Origin of the sequence: Bacillus sp. AFS017336 (genome assembly GCF_002555445.1) — a bacterium.
In the GTDB taxonomy this organism is placed as follows: domain Bacteria; phylum Bacillota; class Bacilli; order Bacillales; family Bacillaceae_G; genus Gottfriedia.
On sequence record NZ_NUCO01000025.1, the window covers coordinates 149,166 to 166,810 of the forward strand.

Annotated in this window: 17 protein-coding genes; 12 read left to right on the forward strand and 5 right to left on the reverse strand. The window is 33.8% G+C overall.

All coding sequences use genetic code 11. From position 1 onward, the window contains the following. Positions 1–18: 18 nt before the first annotated feature. Positions 19–867: an octanoyl-[GcvH]:protein N-octanoyltransferase gene (gene lipL, locus CN601_RS16340; protein WP_098171662.1), complete on the reverse strand. Its 849-nt coding sequence runs from the start codon at positions 865–867 to the stop codon at positions 19–21. Between the two features lie 196 nt (positions 868–1,063). Here lipL and CN601_RS16345 point away from each other — a divergent pair, with 196 nt between their 5' ends. Beyond that, entirely contained in the window at positions 1,064–1,987 is a 924-nt protein-coding gene (locus CN601_RS16345; RefSeq protein ID WP_098171663.1) for an iron-hydroxamate ABC transporter substrate-binding protein, read from the forward strand. 98 nt (positions 1,988–2,085) lie between these two features. On the opposite strand, the gene CN601_RS16350 is transcribed toward CN601_RS16345, so the two are convergent. Next, positions 2,086–2,934 carry an RsfA family transcriptional regulator gene (locus CN601_RS16350; protein WP_098171681.1) on the reverse strand — a complete coding sequence of 283 codons (849 nt, stop codon included), beginning with the start codon at positions 2,932–2,934 and terminating at the stop codon, positions 2,086–2,088. A gap of 219 nt (positions 2,935–3,153) precedes the next feature. Between CN601_RS16350 and CN601_RS16355 the strand changes: the two genes are divergently transcribed. Further along, on the forward strand, positions 3,154–3,381 hold the full coding sequence (locus CN601_RS16355) for a YuzB family protein (protein ID WP_098118985.1): 228 nt from the start codon (positions 3,154–3,156) through the stop codon (positions 3,379–3,381). A gap of 312 nt (positions 3,382–3,693) precedes the next feature. Continuing rightward, complete coding sequence (locus CN601_RS16360; RefSeq protein WP_098171664.1) at positions 3,694–5,007, forward strand: HD domain-containing protein; 1,314 nt, start codon at positions 3,694–3,696, stop codon at positions 5,005–5,007. Between the two features lie 105 nt (positions 5,008–5,112). Here CN601_RS16360 and CN601_RS16365 read toward each other — a convergent pair whose 3' ends face one another. Further along, positions 5,113–5,298 (reverse strand): 2-hydroxymuconate tautomerase, encoded by a 186-nt coding sequence (locus CN601_RS16365; RefSeq protein WP_098118983.1) that lies wholly within the window; start codon positions 5,296–5,298, stop codon positions 5,113–5,115. Positions 5,299–5,464: 166 nt separating this feature from the next. On the opposite strand from CN601_RS16365, the gene CN601_RS16370 reads away from it, so the two are divergent. Together CN601_RS16370 and CN601_RS16375 are read left to right on the forward strand one after the other, a co-directional pair. Then, a complete protein-coding gene (locus tag CN601_RS16370; protein WP_098118982.1) occupies positions 5,465–6,133 on the forward strand; it encodes a site-2 protease family protein in 669 nt (222 codons plus the stop codon). Positions 6,134–6,154: 21 nt separating this feature from the next. Further along, positions 6,155–6,667, forward strand: a complete 513-nt coding sequence (locus CN601_RS16375; RefSeq protein ID WP_098171665.1) for a YwhD family protein — start codon at positions 6,155–6,157, stop codon at positions 6,665–6,667. A gap of 271 nt (positions 6,668–6,938) precedes the next feature. Here CN601_RS16375 and CN601_RS16380 read toward each other — a convergent pair whose 3' ends face one another. Beyond that, the gene (locus CN601_RS16380; RefSeq protein ID WP_098171666.1) at positions 6,939–8,957 is read right to left on the reverse strand and encodes a transglycosylase domain-containing protein; all 2,019 of its coding nucleotides are present in this window, start codon (positions 8,955–8,957) and stop codon (positions 6,939–6,941) included. 291 nt (positions 8,958–9,248) lie between these two features. Between CN601_RS16380 and speE the strand changes: the two genes are divergently transcribed. The 5 genes from speE to CN601_RS16405 all read left to right on the forward strand — a co-directional run bounded on the left by speE (position 9,249) and on the right by CN601_RS16405 (position 14,203). Further along, positions 9,249–10,076, forward strand: a complete 828-nt coding sequence (gene speE / locus CN601_RS16385; RefSeq protein WP_098119116.1) for a spermidine synthase — start codon at positions 9,249–9,251, stop codon at positions 10,074–10,076. Positions 10,077–10,089: 13 nt separating this feature from the next. Continuing rightward, the gene (gene speB, locus CN601_RS16390) at positions 10,090–10,962 is read left to right on the forward strand and encodes an agmatinase (protein ID WP_098118979.1); all 873 of its coding nucleotides are present in this window, start codon (positions 10,090–10,092) and stop codon (positions 10,960–10,962) included. Between the two features lie 180 nt (positions 10,963–11,142). Continuing rightward, on the forward strand, positions 11,143–12,258 hold the full coding sequence (locus CN601_RS16395; protein ID WP_179865579.1) for a PepSY-associated TM helix domain-containing protein: 1,116 nt from the start codon (positions 11,143–11,145) through the stop codon (positions 12,256–12,258). Between the two features lie 271 nt (positions 12,259–12,529). Next, positions 12,530–12,949 (forward strand): MerR family transcriptional regulator, encoded by a 420-nt coding sequence (locus tag CN601_RS16400; protein ID WP_098171667.1) that lies wholly within the window; start codon positions 12,530–12,532, stop codon positions 12,947–12,949. A gap of 27 nt (positions 12,950–12,976) precedes the next feature. Then, positions 12,977–14,203, forward strand: coding sequence for an MFS transporter (locus tag CN601_RS16405; RefSeq protein ID WP_098171668.1), 1,227 nt, complete (start codon positions 12,977–12,979; stop codon positions 14,201–14,203). Between the two features lie 106 nt (positions 14,204–14,309). Here the strand turns inward: CN601_RS16405 and CN601_RS16410 are convergent, their stop codons facing one another. Beyond that, the gene (locus tag CN601_RS16410; RefSeq protein WP_098118975.1) at positions 14,310–14,564 is read right to left on the reverse strand and encodes a hypothetical protein; all 255 of its coding nucleotides are present in this window, start codon (positions 14,562–14,564) and stop codon (positions 14,310–14,312) included. Between the two features lie 823 nt (positions 14,565–15,387). On the opposite strand from CN601_RS16410, the gene CN601_RS16415 reads away from it, so the two are divergent. Both CN601_RS16415 and argS read left to right on the forward strand, forming a co-directional pair. Then, a complete protein-coding gene (locus CN601_RS16415) occupies positions 15,388–15,825 on the forward strand; it encodes a YwiB family protein (RefSeq protein WP_098118974.1) in 438 nt (145 codons plus the stop codon). Then, positions 15,822–17,492 (forward strand): arginine--tRNA ligase, encoded by a 1,671-nt coding sequence (argS, locus tag CN601_RS16420; RefSeq protein ID WP_098171669.1) that lies wholly within the window; start codon positions 15,822–15,824, stop codon positions 17,490–17,492. Before CN601_RS16415 ends, argS begins: the two co-directional genes overlap by 4 nt. Positions 17,493–17,645: the final 153 nt, after the last annotated feature.

Sequence of the window (17,645 nt, forward strand, 5' to 3'; positions counted from 1 at the left end):
TACATCCTTATCCTTCTCTTAACATTCTTGCATCGAACTTATTTCCGAGTTACGGTCAATCATTCGTTGCAAATGGTAATTATATAAATCTATTTCATCACCAAATAAAGAGCTAGGAGTTAGTTTAGGGGTCAATTTAATTAGAGATTGTAACAGTCTCTTCATTGTATCTGTAACGGTAATTTCAGCTAATAATAGCTCGCTAAGTGATGCCATTGTATTTGGCATAATGGTAGGGTAGTTAAATGATGTTTCTTGGTTATTGATCGCTATCTCATAAAAGTCTTTGACAATGGAAGCACGTTTCGAACCACTCTCGTTAATACATAAATATATTTGGACGGCAACGCCTTTACGTATACGGCGTTGAGAAATCCCTGCGAATTTCTTTCCATCGATGCTTAAATCAAAATCTCCAGGACAATAGGATCCAACGATTTCTTTTGCGACTATTTTATCAGTTAAGTCTTTAAACATATCTTGAATTAATGCATACATCATTTCATAACCATCATTAATTTGAAGCTTATGTTCAGCCTCCGGAAAAATTAGTGAAATATTTAAAACACCTTCGTCTAATACAACTGCAAGCCCACCTGAATTTCGTACAATTGCTTTATAACCTTGGCTATTAAGATAATTAACACCATTCACTAAATTCGGTAATCTAGTATCTTGTATACCTAGAACAATAGTATTGTGGTGCACCCATGTTCTGATTGTTGGAGGAGACTCCAGTCTTCCGATTTTTGTACATAATGTGTCATCTAATGCAAAAGATTGTTTTGCTTCAAAGGAAGGTCCTAAAGTTGAGCCGTCTATAAAGCGTATTTCATCATTTTGTAATCGATTTAAATATTGATTCATTAAATAAAGCCCCTTGCGTTTATGCGTTTATTTCCTTATTTTAGCACGATTTTTAACTAAGTAAAAAAACTTCATATTCTAAATATTAACTATTGATTGACAATACATTAAATCCTAATTATAGTAAATTAAGTAATGAAAATGATAATCGTTATCAATTAATTCGGAGTTGTATAATCGTAAAAAGGAGAAACAAATGAAAAAATTATTATTACCGTTTATTTTAGTTTTTGTTTTAATCATAAGTGCATGTAGCAATAATTCTTCAGATCAGAAGGCTAGTACGACAAGTAAAAACGATCACGCAAAAACATTTACATACCAATCTGAAACAGGACCAGTTCAAGTACCTACACATCCAAAACGCGTGATTCTACTATCAGGTTTTACTGGTAATGTTATTTCCCTAGGAGTTAATGTCGTTGGGGTAGATGTTTGGTCAAAGAATAATCCAACTTTTAAGAAAGAATTAAAAGACGTAGCGGAAGTATCTGATGATAATCTAGAAAAAATTATTGAATTAAAGCCAGACTTAATTATTGGATTATCAAATATTAAAAATATTGATAAATTGAAAGAGATTGCTCCAACAGTGACTTACACATGGGGTAAATTAGACTATTTATCACAGCATGTAGAAATTGGTAAGCTTTTAAACAAAGAGAAAGAAGCAAAAACATGGGTTGATGACTTCAAGCAACGCGCTGAAAAAACTGGAGATGAAATTCGCGCTAAAATTGGTCAAGATGCTACAGTATCGGTATTCGAATCATATGATAAGCAGCTTTACGTATTCGGCAATAACTGGGCTCGTGGAACTGAAATACTTTATCAAGCTATGAAATTAAAAATGCCTGAAAAAGTAAAAGAAGTAGCATTAAAGGACGGATATTACACACTCTCTACAGAGGTGCTACCGCAATATGCAGGGGATTATATCATTATAAGTCAGTATGCAAATGCAGATATTTCCTTCAAAAAGACAGATACATATAAATCGATTCCTGCGGTAAAAAATAATCACGTATATGAAATGACTGGGAACGGCGCATCATTTAGTGACCCTGTAACGCTGGACAAACAGCTAGCATTCTTTAAAAAGTCATTTTTAGGAAATTAATAGATTATAGGGACTACCCGTAAATACATTTTATAACTAAAAATAGAGAAACGAGTTCTAATTTAAGAACTCGTTTCTTTATTCTTCTACAGATTATGTTATTCTGCAATTTTTTCTAAATTTCCGTTCTTATCCATTCTAAAGGATGTTGCTGCTGGTTTCTCTTCCTCTTCAAACAATACTAATTTTCTAGCGCGATTCATTATTTTCATCATTGTTTCATAGTCTTCTTGAACAGTAGTAGCGTCTTTTTCAAGCTTTTCTACTTGTCTCTGTAACTGTGAATTTCGTTCCTGTAATTGCATAAGCTCTCTTTTTAACTGATCATTCTCACGGACTAAGCGATCACTACCAATTTGATTACTAGAAAGGCCTTGTAAAAATTGAATCACGTCAAACATTGTAATTGAACTTTTTCTTGTATTACTTGGTGAAAGTGGTGAAGCCTGTGCTTGGTATTGACTTTGTACTAAAGGAATATTTGAAAAAATTTCAGTTTTTGGTTCTTCATCATGTAATACCTCATCGTCTGCGTCTGTTTCAAATTGATCATTAGTTTCCACAAAAGATTCAAATTCTTGACCAAGTTCAACACCATATTCTAAATCTTGCTCATCATTTAAATAACGATCAAAATTACTAGATACATCTGTTTGTATATAACTAGATTCAGAAGGTGTATATAATAATTTTTTCTTAGCATCCTCGCCTTTAGCGTGTCGAAGCTTTTCTTTACGGAATTTTTTTGCCAATTGAAGTGCTTTTTCATAATTATAACGAACTACAGCATTCCAACGAAAACCGCATGCGGCAGAAGTACGTTCTAATACATCACCAACTTCTTCAAAGGCATTCAACTGGGTGCTTCCTTCGCGCACGTGGCGTAAAACAGTTTCCGCTAAAAGTAAATCATTCTCTTCAGTCCAGGCATCTTGTCTTAATTTCATCATAGAAATTTCCCCTCAACTTTCTTTTATTCAATTATTAATTCACTTAATTTCTAGCTGATTAATAGAAGTTTGGACAAAAAAATAGAAAACTATACAAAAAATAGTAGAATACTATTTGAGTGTGATTTATTAGGAAAACTTGCATGTCTTTTTGGGAACGAGTAAAATTACTGCTAAGTATGTTCAATAAAGAACAGAAAGGATTGTTTAAAAAAAATGTCAAACGAATTTAGAATATGTGATGATTGCCAGGCGACGAATATTAAGACTTTAGTCCCTCGCTTAAAACGAATAGATGAAGACGCAGAGGTTAAAATCGGATGCCAATCTTATTGTGGACCAGGACGAAAAAAATCGTTTTGCTTTGTCAATAACCGTCCATTATCTGCTCCAAACGAAGATGATCTACTTGTTAAGATAAAGTCAAAACTAGGTAAGAATTAAACGTTCCTTCATCTTTAGGAGCGTTTTTTTGATATAATAGTAAAGAAATACGAAAGGCGTTTGCTCAGCCCCGAAAAGCATAAGACGAATTCCAAAGCAGGTTGATTTTTACCTGAATTGGAATTCGGCTTATGACCTCAAGGGGCTAACGCCTGTAGCTAGACAATACGAAATGTGGAGAAAGCTTTCGCAACGATTAGAACAATAAAAAGTGTCGCTTACTATAGATCATAGAAATAAAAGAGACATGTTCAGATAACAAGTAATTTAGCATATAAAGAAATAGTGTACATATTGAAAGGGGGCCAACATATGACATATCGTTTCCAAAAGCTATATGAGGAAAAAGTATTTAAAGATCCAGTACATCGTTATATACACGTAAGAGATCAAGTTATCTGGGATTTAATTGGAACTAAGGAATTTCAGAGACTAAGAAGAATTAAGCAGCTCGGTACTACATATCTTACGTTTCATGGAGCTGAGCATAGTCGATTTACTCATTCGCTTGGCGTTTATGAAATTATAAGGCGAATGGTAGATGATGTATTTTCAGGCCGTCCTGAATGGAATGAGGATGATCGTTTATTAGCTCTTTGTGCTGGGTTGTTGCATGATGTTGGTCACGGGCCTTTTTCACATACGTTTGAGAAGATATTTAATTTAGACCATGAAGAGTTAACTAGAGAAATTATAGAGGGTACAACGGAAATTAATAAAATTTTAAAAAAGGTTGGAGATGACTTTCCTAAGCAGGTTTCGGAAATCATTGAGAAAACTTCGAAAAATAAGCTCGTTACAAGTATGATTTCAAGTCAGATTGACGCTGATCGTATGGACTATCTTCTTAGAGATGCATATTACACTGGAGTGAGCTATGGTAATTTCGATATGGAACGTATATTGAGAATTATGCGTCCTCGTCCTGATGGCGTCGTTATTAAACAATCAGGTATGCATGCCGTTGAGCATTATTTAATTAGTCGATACCAAATGTATTGGCAGGTTTATTTTCATCCAGTGTCTAGAAGTGCTGAAGCAGTTTTACTAAAAATATTACAAAGAGCTAAATATTTACATGAGTCAGGTTATCATTTTAATTATGTACCAGTTCATTTCGATCATCTTTTTGAAGGGAAGATTGATTTAGACGAATATATTAAATTAGACGAATCTGTACTTCTGTATTATTTTCAAGTGTGGCAAGAAGAGTCCGACGAAATCTTGAGCGATCTATGTCAACGTTTCTTGAATCGGAATTTATTTAAATATGTCGATTTTGACACACAAACTCATACTGAAAAATTTGCTGAACTAAAGAAGCTATTTTTAGAAATAGATATTGATTCAGAATACTATTTAGTCATTGATACGATCTCAGATGAGGCTTATGATTATTTTAGATATGGTGAAGAAGACGGTAAGAAGCCAATATTATTGTTGCAAACGAACGGTGATTTAAAAGAAATCTCCCGTAAATCAGAGCTAGTCGATGGAATAACAGGGAAAGAATTATTCGATTCTAAGTTATTTTTCCCTTATGATTTAATCTATACAAACCCTGATGAGAAGAAAAAGAAAGTAATTGAAATGATTGAAGAAATAGCAGGAGCTAAAAGAAGATAAGCTTATTCGATTGAAGATACTCAAATTGCTTGGTAGTGTGAGAAACAATAATAAAAACAGTAAACGGATTTTAGTTCCGTTTACTGTTAATGTATGTAAGAATTTCTATTCGTCACTAAGGCGTTTGCCTGCAACTGCATAATGATTTTTTGTCATCTCTTCGATGAAAACAACAATCTTCTCAGTTGGTGCGCCTGTTGTTTCACTCACAGCAGCAGTAACTTTTTCTACTAAAGCTTTCTTTTGTTCTTCAGAGCGACCTTCTAGCATTTTTACTGTAACGTATGGCATAATATGACCTCCTTAGTTTTGTCATTTTTATTATAACTCAGGAAGTCAGAATAATAACGGTTAAATCATTAACATTGAAGAAATCACCATCAATAATTTAAACTTTTATTAAAGAGTTCAATAATTAGCAGTCACAAAAACAATTATTTCTTGAGAGGAGTCAAGAATGGGATCATTTTTTCAATATCCATTAAAAGATATACCATTAATATTACTAGTTGTCGCAATTTCACTATCAGTTCACGAATTTGCACACGCATATGTAGCTTATAAATTTGGGGATGACACGGCAAAAAAACAAGGCAGGCTAACTCTTTCTCCATTTAAACATTTAGATATTTTCGGAACGATTGCCATCATTATATTAGGCTTTGGTTGGGCAAGACCAGTTCCAGTGAATCGCCATAACTTTAAAAATCCAAGAATAGCAGGGATTCTAACAACTGCAGCAGGTCCAATAAGTAACTTTATATTGGCAACACTTGGATTAATCGTTTATGCATTACTATTAAAGTATGGATTTTTTCATTCTTTCCCAGAGGCTTTAACGATTACTTTAAATTCGTTCTTTAGTATTTTCATACAAATGAATATTGTGCTATTTGTATTCAACTTAATTCCTCTTCCACCATTAGATGGATATCGGATCATAGAAGATTTAGCACCTAATGATATTCGCGCAAAAATGTCACAATATGAGCAGTATGGAGCATTTGTGTTCTTAGTTTTAGTATTAACTCCTTTAGATAACTATACAATACAACCAATTTTCGAGTTTGCTATACCTTCAGTTTTCCACTGGATTAATTCAATTGTTACAACATTAATTATGTAATTTACTATTAGGAGGCTAACGATGTCTGAACAACCAAAAAAGAAATCACTAGGATTCAATATATTAAAAAATGATTCAACGAGCGGGCATGGCGGTTTTGGTGTTGGGGCGATTAGTTTAGAAAATATCTCTCCTGTCTTTATTGATATACAAGAGAATGATGTTTTTGTAGATATCGGTGCAATGCACGCAAGAAGTTCAGTTGAAAAAGGGATTAAATTCTTAACAAAAGAGGAAGAGGTTCCTAATGGAAAACCATATTGGTTAGTATGGGTAGCAACTGAAAGAACTGAAAGCGGACCTTATTATGCAGGAGTAACTGGTTGCTATATGACAGTTGACCGCGAAGCTAGAAGGGGATATAAACTTCTTCCTGATCATGTAAATAAAATGGATAAAGCGATGAAACGAAAATTAATGGTTGATCATATGGATGAAAAGTCTCGTACATTATTAGCTGATTTTCTTAAAGCACACAATGAAGAGATGTGGAATAATTCATCGGAACAATTAAAAACAGAACTTTTAGGTTAATAAACTTTTAGCATATTTAGAGAGTGTAAATTAGTAGCAGAGAAAAACTTGATGTGGCTTCCAATATTAGGAATTAAGTTACGTTTTTACACTAGCTAAAAAAGCGATCCAATCGGTAAGTTTTCTTTCGAAAATTATAAAAAAAAAATGAAGAAAACGTCGAATAATCTTTTTACATTTATCACCAAATAAAGTAAACTAATATTAGCTTGGACAAAGCTAGGACTAGGACAAACAAAAGACCTTACCAATTTGGTGAGGTCTTTTGTTTTTAAGGTAAGTACTGGCTATACCAAGGTGTGTTATCCTGTTTTTCTTTTTTATGTTTCTTTGTCTTTTTTTTATTAATACAAGGTTTTGTAGGTTGTGTTCCTTTACGAAAATATAGGGAAACCTTTTCGCCACAGCCTTCCTTATACAAAAGGCCAGTCTTCTCATCTATAGCAACTTTTACGATGTCTTTAGGTATTTTTGAATCTACTTTCTTATCGGATAGATTTGTAACAACCGATGCCCAAACCTTCTTTGCTAATGTACTTTCCTCTGCAGATAAATTTTTTGAATGATCATATCCTACCCATACTCCTACAACAATATTGGAATGGAATCCTACCATCCAACTATCTGTTTTTGTAGTTCCAGTTTTCCCATAATAATCCTTTGAAAGTTCAGGAATAATGCTTGTTCCCGTTACTGGTAAGTAGCTTGAGAAATTTGTATTGAACATTCCATTCATTAATTGTTTAAGAATAACCGTTTGATCTTTTTCTAATCTTTGTTTATGGTCAACTTTTCTTTTATAGATTGATTTTCCTGATTGAGTTTTAATCTCACTTACAAAGTGTGGAGTTACATCTTTACCGTTATTGGCGATTAATGCATACGCTCTTGTCATATCAAGTAAGGAAGCATCCTGCGTACCGAGTGCCATTGAAGGAAGCTTATTTTTAGGTGCGGTTAAATAGAATAGTTTCTGTGCTTTAATAAATTCATCTGCACCAATAGCCTGTTGAGTTTTCACTGCGAATATATTGTCTGAAACAGCAATAGCTTTAGCTAAAGAAATTTGATCATGTGCATAAAGATGGCCACTATTTTTGGGACTATATGTATCGCCGTCCTCAAAATGAAATGTTGTCGGCTTACTTTGGAGCATTGTGGATGGTGTATATCCATTTTCAAGTGCACTATAATACAAAATTGGCTTTATTGTACTACCTACTTGCCTTTTTGATGCAACTGCGCGATTAAATAAAAATTGTCCTTTCTCACGTCCTCCAGTCATGCCTAAAACATTACCAGTTTGACTATCCAATACGATTACACTAGCTTGCAGATTAGGAAAAGGCTTAATATATTGATCAAATGCTTGGTCAATTTGATTTTGAATAGTTGGATTAAAGGTTGTATAAATTTTACTGCCATTATTATTGACGGATTGACCAATAGACTCTGTAATTTCTTTTTGAACACTTTGTTGAAAATAGGATGTAAAGGAAGAATTTGAAGTATGAATAATTGGCTTTAACTTAATAGACTCATTCATTGCATTTTTAACGGTATTTGAGTTAATTAATTTATTCTTTTCAAGTGCCGATAAAATACGTTGCTGTCTCTTTTTTACAGACGAAAAATGAATATAAGGGTCATAGATTGACGGATTAGCCGGAATGCTTAATAAAAAGGTTGATTCTCCAATGGTCAGTTGTTTCGTTTCCTTTCCTAAAAAGGTGTTCGCTGCAGTTTCGAGGCCATAAATGCCATGTCCAAAATAAATGGTGTTTAAATAAGCTTCTAAGATCTTGCTTTTTTTATAGGAAGACTCTAATTTCATCGTTAAATAAGCTTCTTTTATTTTACGACTAAGCGTTTTTTCTTGTGAAAGATATAAATTTTTAGCAAGTTGTTGAGTGATTGTGCTAGCCCCTTGAGCGTATTGACCTTTTGTTAAATTAACTAAAATAGCAGAACCTAATCTTTTTAAATCGAAACCATGGTGATGAAAAAAATTCCGGTCCTCAGAAACTAAAACACTATTGATTGCAATCGGAGGTACATCTGCAATTTTTAACGTTTTTCGATTTTGAAGTAGCTGAGTTTTACTAATTATTTTATTATCGTGATCGTAATAGCTTGAATTCGATGCAATAAATAATGAAGGTTTTGTGGAAGTAATAGCCATAAAATAGACACATGATAAAAATAGGGAACCTAAAATTGAAATAACAGTAAGTAAAATGCCAATCTTTTGAAGGGTGCGCCAATGAAAAGAGTAGTTGATATGATACAAAAAGTATCCTCCTCTCAATATAATTCTGTATTTTAATACTAGTATGGTAGATTAAGAGAATTTTTATACAAATTAATGTAGTAAAAAATATCAAATAATTTAGCTTTAAAAATCTTGCATTTCAGTGAAATTACTCTATACTTTTCTTTTGTACGGCAAAAAATTGTTGTAACAACACAAATCCGATAGGAATTAGGAAGAGTGGGGATAATACGAAACATAATCAACTAAGTTAATGCTACATTGTTATGTTTCAAACTAAATCTTGATAAAGAAGGGTAGATGCAACAAATGGAATTATGGTTTACTGAAAAACAAACAAAAAACTTTGGAATTACTGCTAAAATTAATAAAACTTTACATACAGAGCAAACTGAGTTTCAAAAGCTTGACATGGTAGAGACAGAAGAGTTCGGTAACATGCTTATTTTAGATGGAATGGTTATGACAACTCAAAAAGATGAGTTCGTATATCATGAGATGGTTGCTCATGTACCTTTATTCACACACCCAAATCCTGAAAACGTATTAGTAGTAGGTGGCGGTGATGGCGGTGTTATTCGTGAAGTATTAAAACACCCAAGTGTGAAGAAAGCAACTCTTGTTGAAATCGATGGAAAAGTAATTGAGTACTCTAAAATATACTTACCTGAAATTGCAGGGAAATTAGAAGATCCACGTGTAGAAGTAAAAGTAGATGATGGATTTTTGCATATTGCAAATAGTGAAAATGTATATGATGTAATTATGGTAGATTCAACTGAGCCAGTTGGTCCTGCAGTGAACTTATTTACAAAAGGCTTCTACGCTGGTATTTCTAAAGCGTTAAAAGAAGACGGTATTTTTGTAGCTCAAACGGACAACCCTTGGTTTACACCAGAGTTAATTACACAGGTTCAACGTGATGTAAGAGAAATCTTCCCAATCACTCGTTTATACATTGCAAATATTCCAACATATCCAAGTGGTATGTGGACATTTACAATTGGTTCGAAAAAACACGATCCACTTGAAGTAGAAGAGAATCGTTTCTTTGATATTGAGACAAAATATTATACAAAAGAGCTACACAAAGCAGCGTTCGTATTACCAAAATTTGTAGCTGATCTTACTAAATAAGGGGGGCTTAATTATGCGTTTTGATGAAGCATATTCTGGAAATGTATTTATTAAGAGTCATCCAAGCTTTGAAGAAAGTAAAGCAGTTATTTATGGTATGCCTATGGATTGGACTGTAAGCTTCCGTCCAGGTTCTCGTTTCGGTCCAACACGTATTCGTGAGGTTTCAATTGGGTTAGAGGAATATAGTCCATATCAAGATAAAGAACTAGAAGAAGTTAAATATTTTGACGCTGGGGATATCCCATTACCATTTGGTAACGCTCAAAGAAGCCTTGATATGATTGAAGACTATATTGATGGCCTGTTAGCGGAAGGGAAATTCCCTCTAGGTATGGGTGGAGAGCATCTTGTATCTTGGCCTGTAATGAAAGCTATGTATAAGAAATACCCAGACTTAGCAATTATTCATTTTGATGCACATACTGATTTACGTGATTCATATGAAGGTGAGCCATTATCTCACTCAACACCAATTAAAAAAGTTTGTGATTTAATTGGACCAAAAAATGTTTATTCATTCGGAATTCGTTCTGGTATGAAGGAAGAATTTGAATGGGCAAAAGAAGTTGGAATGAATTTATTTAAATTCGAAGTACTTGAGCCGTTAAAGAAAGTACTTCCAACACTTGCTGGTCGTCCAGTATATGTAACAATCGACATCGATGTACTAGACCCTGCGCATGCTCCAGGAACAGGTACTCTTGAAGCCGGTGGTATTACTTCAAAAGAAATGATTGATAGTATCTTAGCAATTGCTAACAGCGATATTAACGTTGTTGGGGCAGACTTAGTAGAAGTAGCTCCAGTGTATGATCATGCTGAGCAAACTCAAGTTGCAGCAAGTAAGTTTATTCGTGAAATCCTATTAGGTTGGGTAAAATAATACGAATTGTGAAAGGCGATTTTTCGTTCATTAGAGCGAGAAATCGTCTTTTTTTTATATAGAATTTTGAACTTGAATAAAAAAATTTACTAAATATATGAAAATGTTATTGATAATGATAATCATTACCCTTATAATTGAGAACGATTATTATTATCGTGATTTGGGGAGAAGATGAAAATGAAAAAAGGGGTAAGGAAGTTTATTTTGACACTACATCTTGTGTGCAGTTTAGTTTTTGGACTATTTATTATTGCTGTATGTGCAACGGGTAGTGTTTTAGTGTTTGGGGATCAAATTGAACATGTGTTAAATCCGCAGTATTTTAAGCCTGCAAGTAGTGAAAGAAATGTTGGAATTAACGAAGCAGAAAAGATTTTTCTTGATAATTACAAAGGATTTGAAATCTCTAGGATGGATGTTCCTTCAAAGTTATCAAATGTATACCATGCAAATATGTCAAAAGGACATAATGAAATTGATGCTTATGTAGATCCTAGCAATGGTAAGCTATTAGGTAATTTTGATAGAGAGGCATCATTCGTATCTTTTGTTAAAGATTTACATACACATTTATTGTTAGATGATATTGGCGAAACAATTATAGGGATCGTTGCAATTGCATTTATTTTAATTCTTATTACAGGTATCTATTTATGGTATCCAGGTATTAAACGAATGTTTAAAAGCCTAAAAATAAAATGGAATAAAAGCCAAATGGCACGAAATTTATCATTACATAATTTCATTGGGGTAATTACTTTACCATTTTTACTCGTTGTAGCAATTACAGGAATGCTATATCCATTCCAAGAAAAGATTGAAGAGTCTTTGAAATTAAAGTTTACATCGAATTATCCTGAGGAGCTTAAATCAGTTGATAATGGCAAAAATAAAATTGGATTGGATGCTATAACTGCTGAAATTAAAAAGTTACATCCTGAAGGTGAGTTATACAAATTAAGACTTCCATCTGATAAAGAGGGTGTTATAGAAGCCCAATTAAGCGATGGCACTTACGATCCTGAGGGTAAAGGGAATACAAGTGAATTCTACGATCAATTTTCTGGCAAGCATTTAGGATCTTTTTCCAAAAATAACGAAACTGCCTATGATAAATTTTTCGTTTGGAGACAAAGTTTACATAGAGGTACTTATGGTGGGGTTTTCGTAAAAACAATTTATGCCTTAGTTGGTATTGCTCCACTTGGACTAGGAATAACTGGTATTACAATGTGGGCATTAAAACGTAGAAACAAAGCTAAAAAAATGAAGAAGTTACAGAAAGCAGCATAAAGTATACGAAATTTAATATAGAAGAAAGTGGAACCCGAAAGGTAAATGCTCTAAAAGAGAATTTATCTTTCGGGTTTTTTTGTATAGGAAAAATAGTCAGTGATAAAAAGAAATTCTATAGTTTTTAATAGTAAAACAATGATTTTGAAGAAAGATAAAAATAGAAAAAAGTACAAAGTTAACGTTGACGTTAACGATACATTAGGAGTAAGATATATTAGTGATGTAAATAACGAATTCAATTAAATATTTTTCGAAGGGAGGAAATGATTTGCTTTATAAAATAGATGAAGTAGCAAAAGAGTGCAATTTAACGAAGCGTTCGATTCGATATTACGAGGAAATTGGATTAATCCCTCCACCTGAAAGAAGCGAAGGCGGATTTCGACTTTATTCAGATGAGCATATTGAACGACTAAAGAAAATAATGAATGTTCGAGATGTTCTTGGTTTTTCTTTGCAAGAGGTACAGGAATATATGGCAATTAATGAGGCCTTTGAAGAATTTCGACTGCAATATAGAGAAAACAAGGAAAAGATGAATGAAGATGAAAGAAAGCAAAAGCTTTTAGGGGCAGAGGAAATACTTGCTCAACAATTAAATATGATTGATGAAAAGCTTAAAAAAATGAACGACATAAGAAGTGAAATGAATGAGATGTATCAGAGAGTACGAAGTGCATTAGAATAATAAATAATTATGGGAGAAGGATGGAATATGTCAAATTTGGCAAATAGTAAAAGTCAAAAGACAAATTTAAATCAAAAGTCTAGTCTATTAAATCAACCAAAGGCTATTTGGGCAGTTGGGTTTGCATGTATTATTGCATTTATGGGAATTGGATTAGTTGACCCGATTTTACCAGCAATCGCAGAAAAGATGCATGCTTCAAAAAGTGATGTAACTCTTCTTTTCACAAGTTACAACTTAGTCATGGCAATTGCTATGTTAATTACAGGTTTTATATCTTCACGTATCGGAATAAAATGGACATTACTTTTAGGTATATTAATTATTGCAGTGTTCGCTGGACTTGGAGGAAATTCAAGTGGTATATGGCAATTAGTTTGGTTGCGTGGAGGCTGGGGATTAGGTAACGCTCTATTCGTAGCAACTGCTTTATCAGCCATTGTTTCATTATCTAGGTCAGGTGTTGCACAATCGATTATTTTATATGAAACTGCAATTGGTCTTGGTATTTCGGTTGGGCCACTTTTAGGTGGAGAATTAGGTTCAATCTCTTGGAGAGGCCCATTTTTTGGTGTTGCTTGTTTAATGGTCATTGCATTTTTATCTTTATCAGTTATGATGCCAAAAACACCAATTACACAAAATACAAAAAGAGCGTCATTCTTGGATCCATTCCGCGCTCTTAAACATAGATCTTTATTAACATTAGGGATTACAGCATTTTTATATAACTTTGGATTCTTTACTTTACTGGCCTTTTCACCATTCTATATGGGATTAAAAGAACATGGTTTAGGATTCGTATTTTTAGGTTGGGGACTTCTATTAGCAATTACATCAGTTTTTATGGCGCCAAAGCTACAAAAAAAATTCGGTACGCTTAAATCGATGTATGCAATGTTAACTCTATTTGCGATTACGCTTATTATTATGGGTGTTGGAACAGATACAAATAGCGTTATTATCGTCTGTGTAATTATAGCTGGTGCATTTTTAGGTAATAACAATACATTAATTACAACAGCAGTAATGCAAGCAGCACCAGTTGAGCGCTCAACAGCATCTGCGGCATATAGCTTTTTACGTTTTTTAGGTGGAGCAATAGCACCATACTTAGCAGGTAAGCTTGCTGAATGGTATAATCCACATGTACCTTTCTATGTAGGTGGATGTTTTGTATTAGTATCAGTACTATTCTTATTTATTAATAAAAAACACTTACTTCATATTGATAAAGCAGAATCTGCACATTAATTAGAAGTTATCTCAAGAATTAGTGAAAGCCCGCTGGAAATAAAAATTCCTAGCGGGTTTTTTTGTGTTTTTACAAATAAAAAAACAGCCCTTTACGAGCTGCTTATCATGGTCCGAAATGACCAAAAAGCATCATATAAACGATGAAGCCGATGAGTGCAAGTAATCCAATTAGTGCTGCTGTAAAACTACCGAACATGATCGCTTTTCGTTTGATCCAAAACCACAAGACGATTCCCACAACGAACGGCACTAAAAAGGCGTACAAATAAATGAGAAAAATGCTCGATAACGCAATGATTCCAATGCCTAGTCCGATGAAAAATAATTTGCTAGATGATTGTTGTGCGATTGTTTTCATAAAATCTCCTTCTATTCACCATATGTTCTTTATTGTCTCACAAACCGTTTTCAATTGAAAACAAATATTCTCACAATTTCATGAGAGGGATGTGTTATAAAAAAATCCCTTTTTTGTGTACAAAGGCACGGCGGTATGAAGGAATATCGCTGCTTTACGAGGACGATGCCATGACCAATAAAACGCTGTGTTATGCACAAAACCAGGTCGCCGTAATCAGAAAATGCTGTGTTATGCACAGAACCACGTCATCATAATCAAAAAACGTTGTGTTACGAACAAAACCAAGTCGCCATAATCAGAAAACGCTGTGATATGCACAGAACCACGTCATCATAATCAGAAAACGCTGTGTTACGCACAAAACCAGGTCGCCATAATCAGAAAGCGCTGTGTTATGCACAGAACCACGTCGTCAAAATCAAAAAACGCGGTGTTATGCACAAAACTACGTGCTTTATGAACAGAGTTCACAGCTTTATGCACAAAGTACAAAAAGTGTTCGTGCTTATCAATCATCCACAACGCTAAAGAAGCCTCTTAAACGGTTTTATCAACAAAAATCGGTATTTTATCAACAAAACTAAGTATTATATCAACAAAACTAACTACTTTATCAATAAAGTTCACAGCTTTATCAACAAAATACACAAAGTGTTCGTGCTTTCGAAAGAGCCGCCCCTATTCTTTGTTCGTTTTAATGAATATTTTTCACAATTTTTTTCTTACCTATTTTATTTTTTTTATTAGATTATGCTAAAATGGGAAAAGATGATTTTGGATGTGATTCGTTACGTTCATCGGGAGAAAAGGACGTGTAAAAGTGAAAGAGCAACAGGGCATACCTGTCTCAATTGATTTTGAGACTATGATTAAAGATTCACACGGGCGTGATAAAATCAGTTTTCAAGCAAATGGCCTATACTATAAAAAAGAAGATATTTCATACTTATTATTTGAAGAAAAACATGAAGATCGAAAAGTAAAGGCAACAATGAAAATTAGTAAAGGGGAAGTTACGATCATCCGTAATGGTGGAGTTATGATGCGTCACCAGTATCGAGTGAATGAAACGACTGAAGGTACTTTCTCAAATGAATTAGGAGTATTTCAAACGAAAGCATATACAAAAAAACTACAATTTCTAGTATCAGAGGGACCTTTAAAGGGTGTACTTCAATTAGGGTACAAGTTATTCGTTGGTGATGAAAATGCTGGTTCGTATAACATTACAGTATCAATTAAGGAGGCAACGATATGAATACATTAGAACAAGTAAAGAGTCGTTTAAAAGATGAAATAGAAGCTGCAGTATTAAAAGCAGGTTTAGCAACGGAGGAACAATTACCACAAGTCGTGTTAGAAACTCCAAAAGATAAGACACATGGTGATTTTTCAACAAATATGGCAATGCAATTAGCACGTGTTGCTAAAAAAGCTCCGAGAATGATTGCAGAAGAACTAATTAACTCGTTTGATCAAAGCAAAGCTAGCATTCAAAAAGTTGAGATTGCTGGACCTGGTTTCATCAATTTCTATATGGATAATAGCTATCTTACAGATTTAATTCCTTCAATTATTAAATCAGGAAAAGAATATGGCCAAACTAACTTTGGTAACGGCGAAAAGATTTTAGTTGAGTTTGTTTCAGCGAATCCTACAGGTGATTTACACTTAGGTCACGCACGTGGAGCTGCGTTTGGAGATTCATTATGTAATGTTTTAAACAAAGCTGGTTATGCAGTAACACGCGAATACTATATCAATGATGCAGGTAATCAAATTAACAATTTAGCATTATCGGTAGAGGCTCGTTATATGCAAGCTCTTGGTATGGAAAAAGAAATGCCTGCAGATGGCTATCATGGTGCGGACATTATTGAGATTGGTAAAACTTTAGCTGGAGAATTCGGTGACCGTTTTATGAATGAACCAGAAGAAGCTCGTTACAAATTCTTCCGTGAGTACGGTTTAAAATTAGAAATGGAAAAACTACAAAGAGATCTTCGTAATTTTAGAGTAGACTTTGATGTATGGTATTCAGAAACTTCATTATATGAAAACGGTAAAGTGTTAGAGGCACTTGCTGATTTAAATGAACGTGGTGAGACATATGAAGAAGAAGGAGCAACTTGGTTCCGTTCTACAACATATGGAGATGACAAAAACCGTGTACTAATTAAGAGTGACGGCTCTTATACTTACTTAACTCCAGATATCGCTTATCACAGAGACAAGCTAAGTCGCGGAGCAGATAAATTAATTGATATTCTTGGAGCTGATCATCATGGTTATATTCCACGAATGAAAGCAGCAATTCAAGCTTTAGGATACAATGCAGATACTCTTGAAGTAGAGATTATCCAAATGGTTCAGTTATATCAAGACGGTGAAAAAGTTAAAATGAGTAAACGTACGGGTAAAGCTGTAACGTTACGTGATTTAATGGAAGAAGTAGGAATTGATGCAACTCGTTACTTCTTTGCAATGCGTGGATGTGATTCACATTTAGACTTTGATATGGATCTTGCTGTTTCTAAATCAAATGAAAACCCAGTGTATTACTCTCAATATGCACATGCTCGTGTATGCAGTATTCTTCGTCAAGGAGCAGAAATGGGTATTGTTTATAGCGGAGAAGCTGATTACAGCCTTGTTTCATCTGAAAAAGAATATGAGTTATTAAAGAAATTAGGGAAATTCCCAGCTGCCGTTTCATTAGCTGCATCAAAACGTACACCACATCATATTACAAACTATGTGTTTGATTTAGCTGGTACTTTCCACAGTTTCTATAATGCTGAAAAAGTATTAGATGCGGAAAATGTTGAAAAATCAAAAGCTAGACTAGCTTTAATGAAAGCTGCTCAAGTTACATTACAAAATGCATTAGCTTTAGTTGGTGTTTCTGCACCTGAAAAAATGTAATTAGTAAAATGTTAAAAGTACCATGCCTGATTTTCAAGGTATGGTACTTTTTTTGTTCGAACTTTATTTTCAAGGAGTATTAATTTGTAATATTTTTGGGTATTATTTTATACAAATTTGTCGGTGGAACGGGAAAAACAACAAGTTTCACCA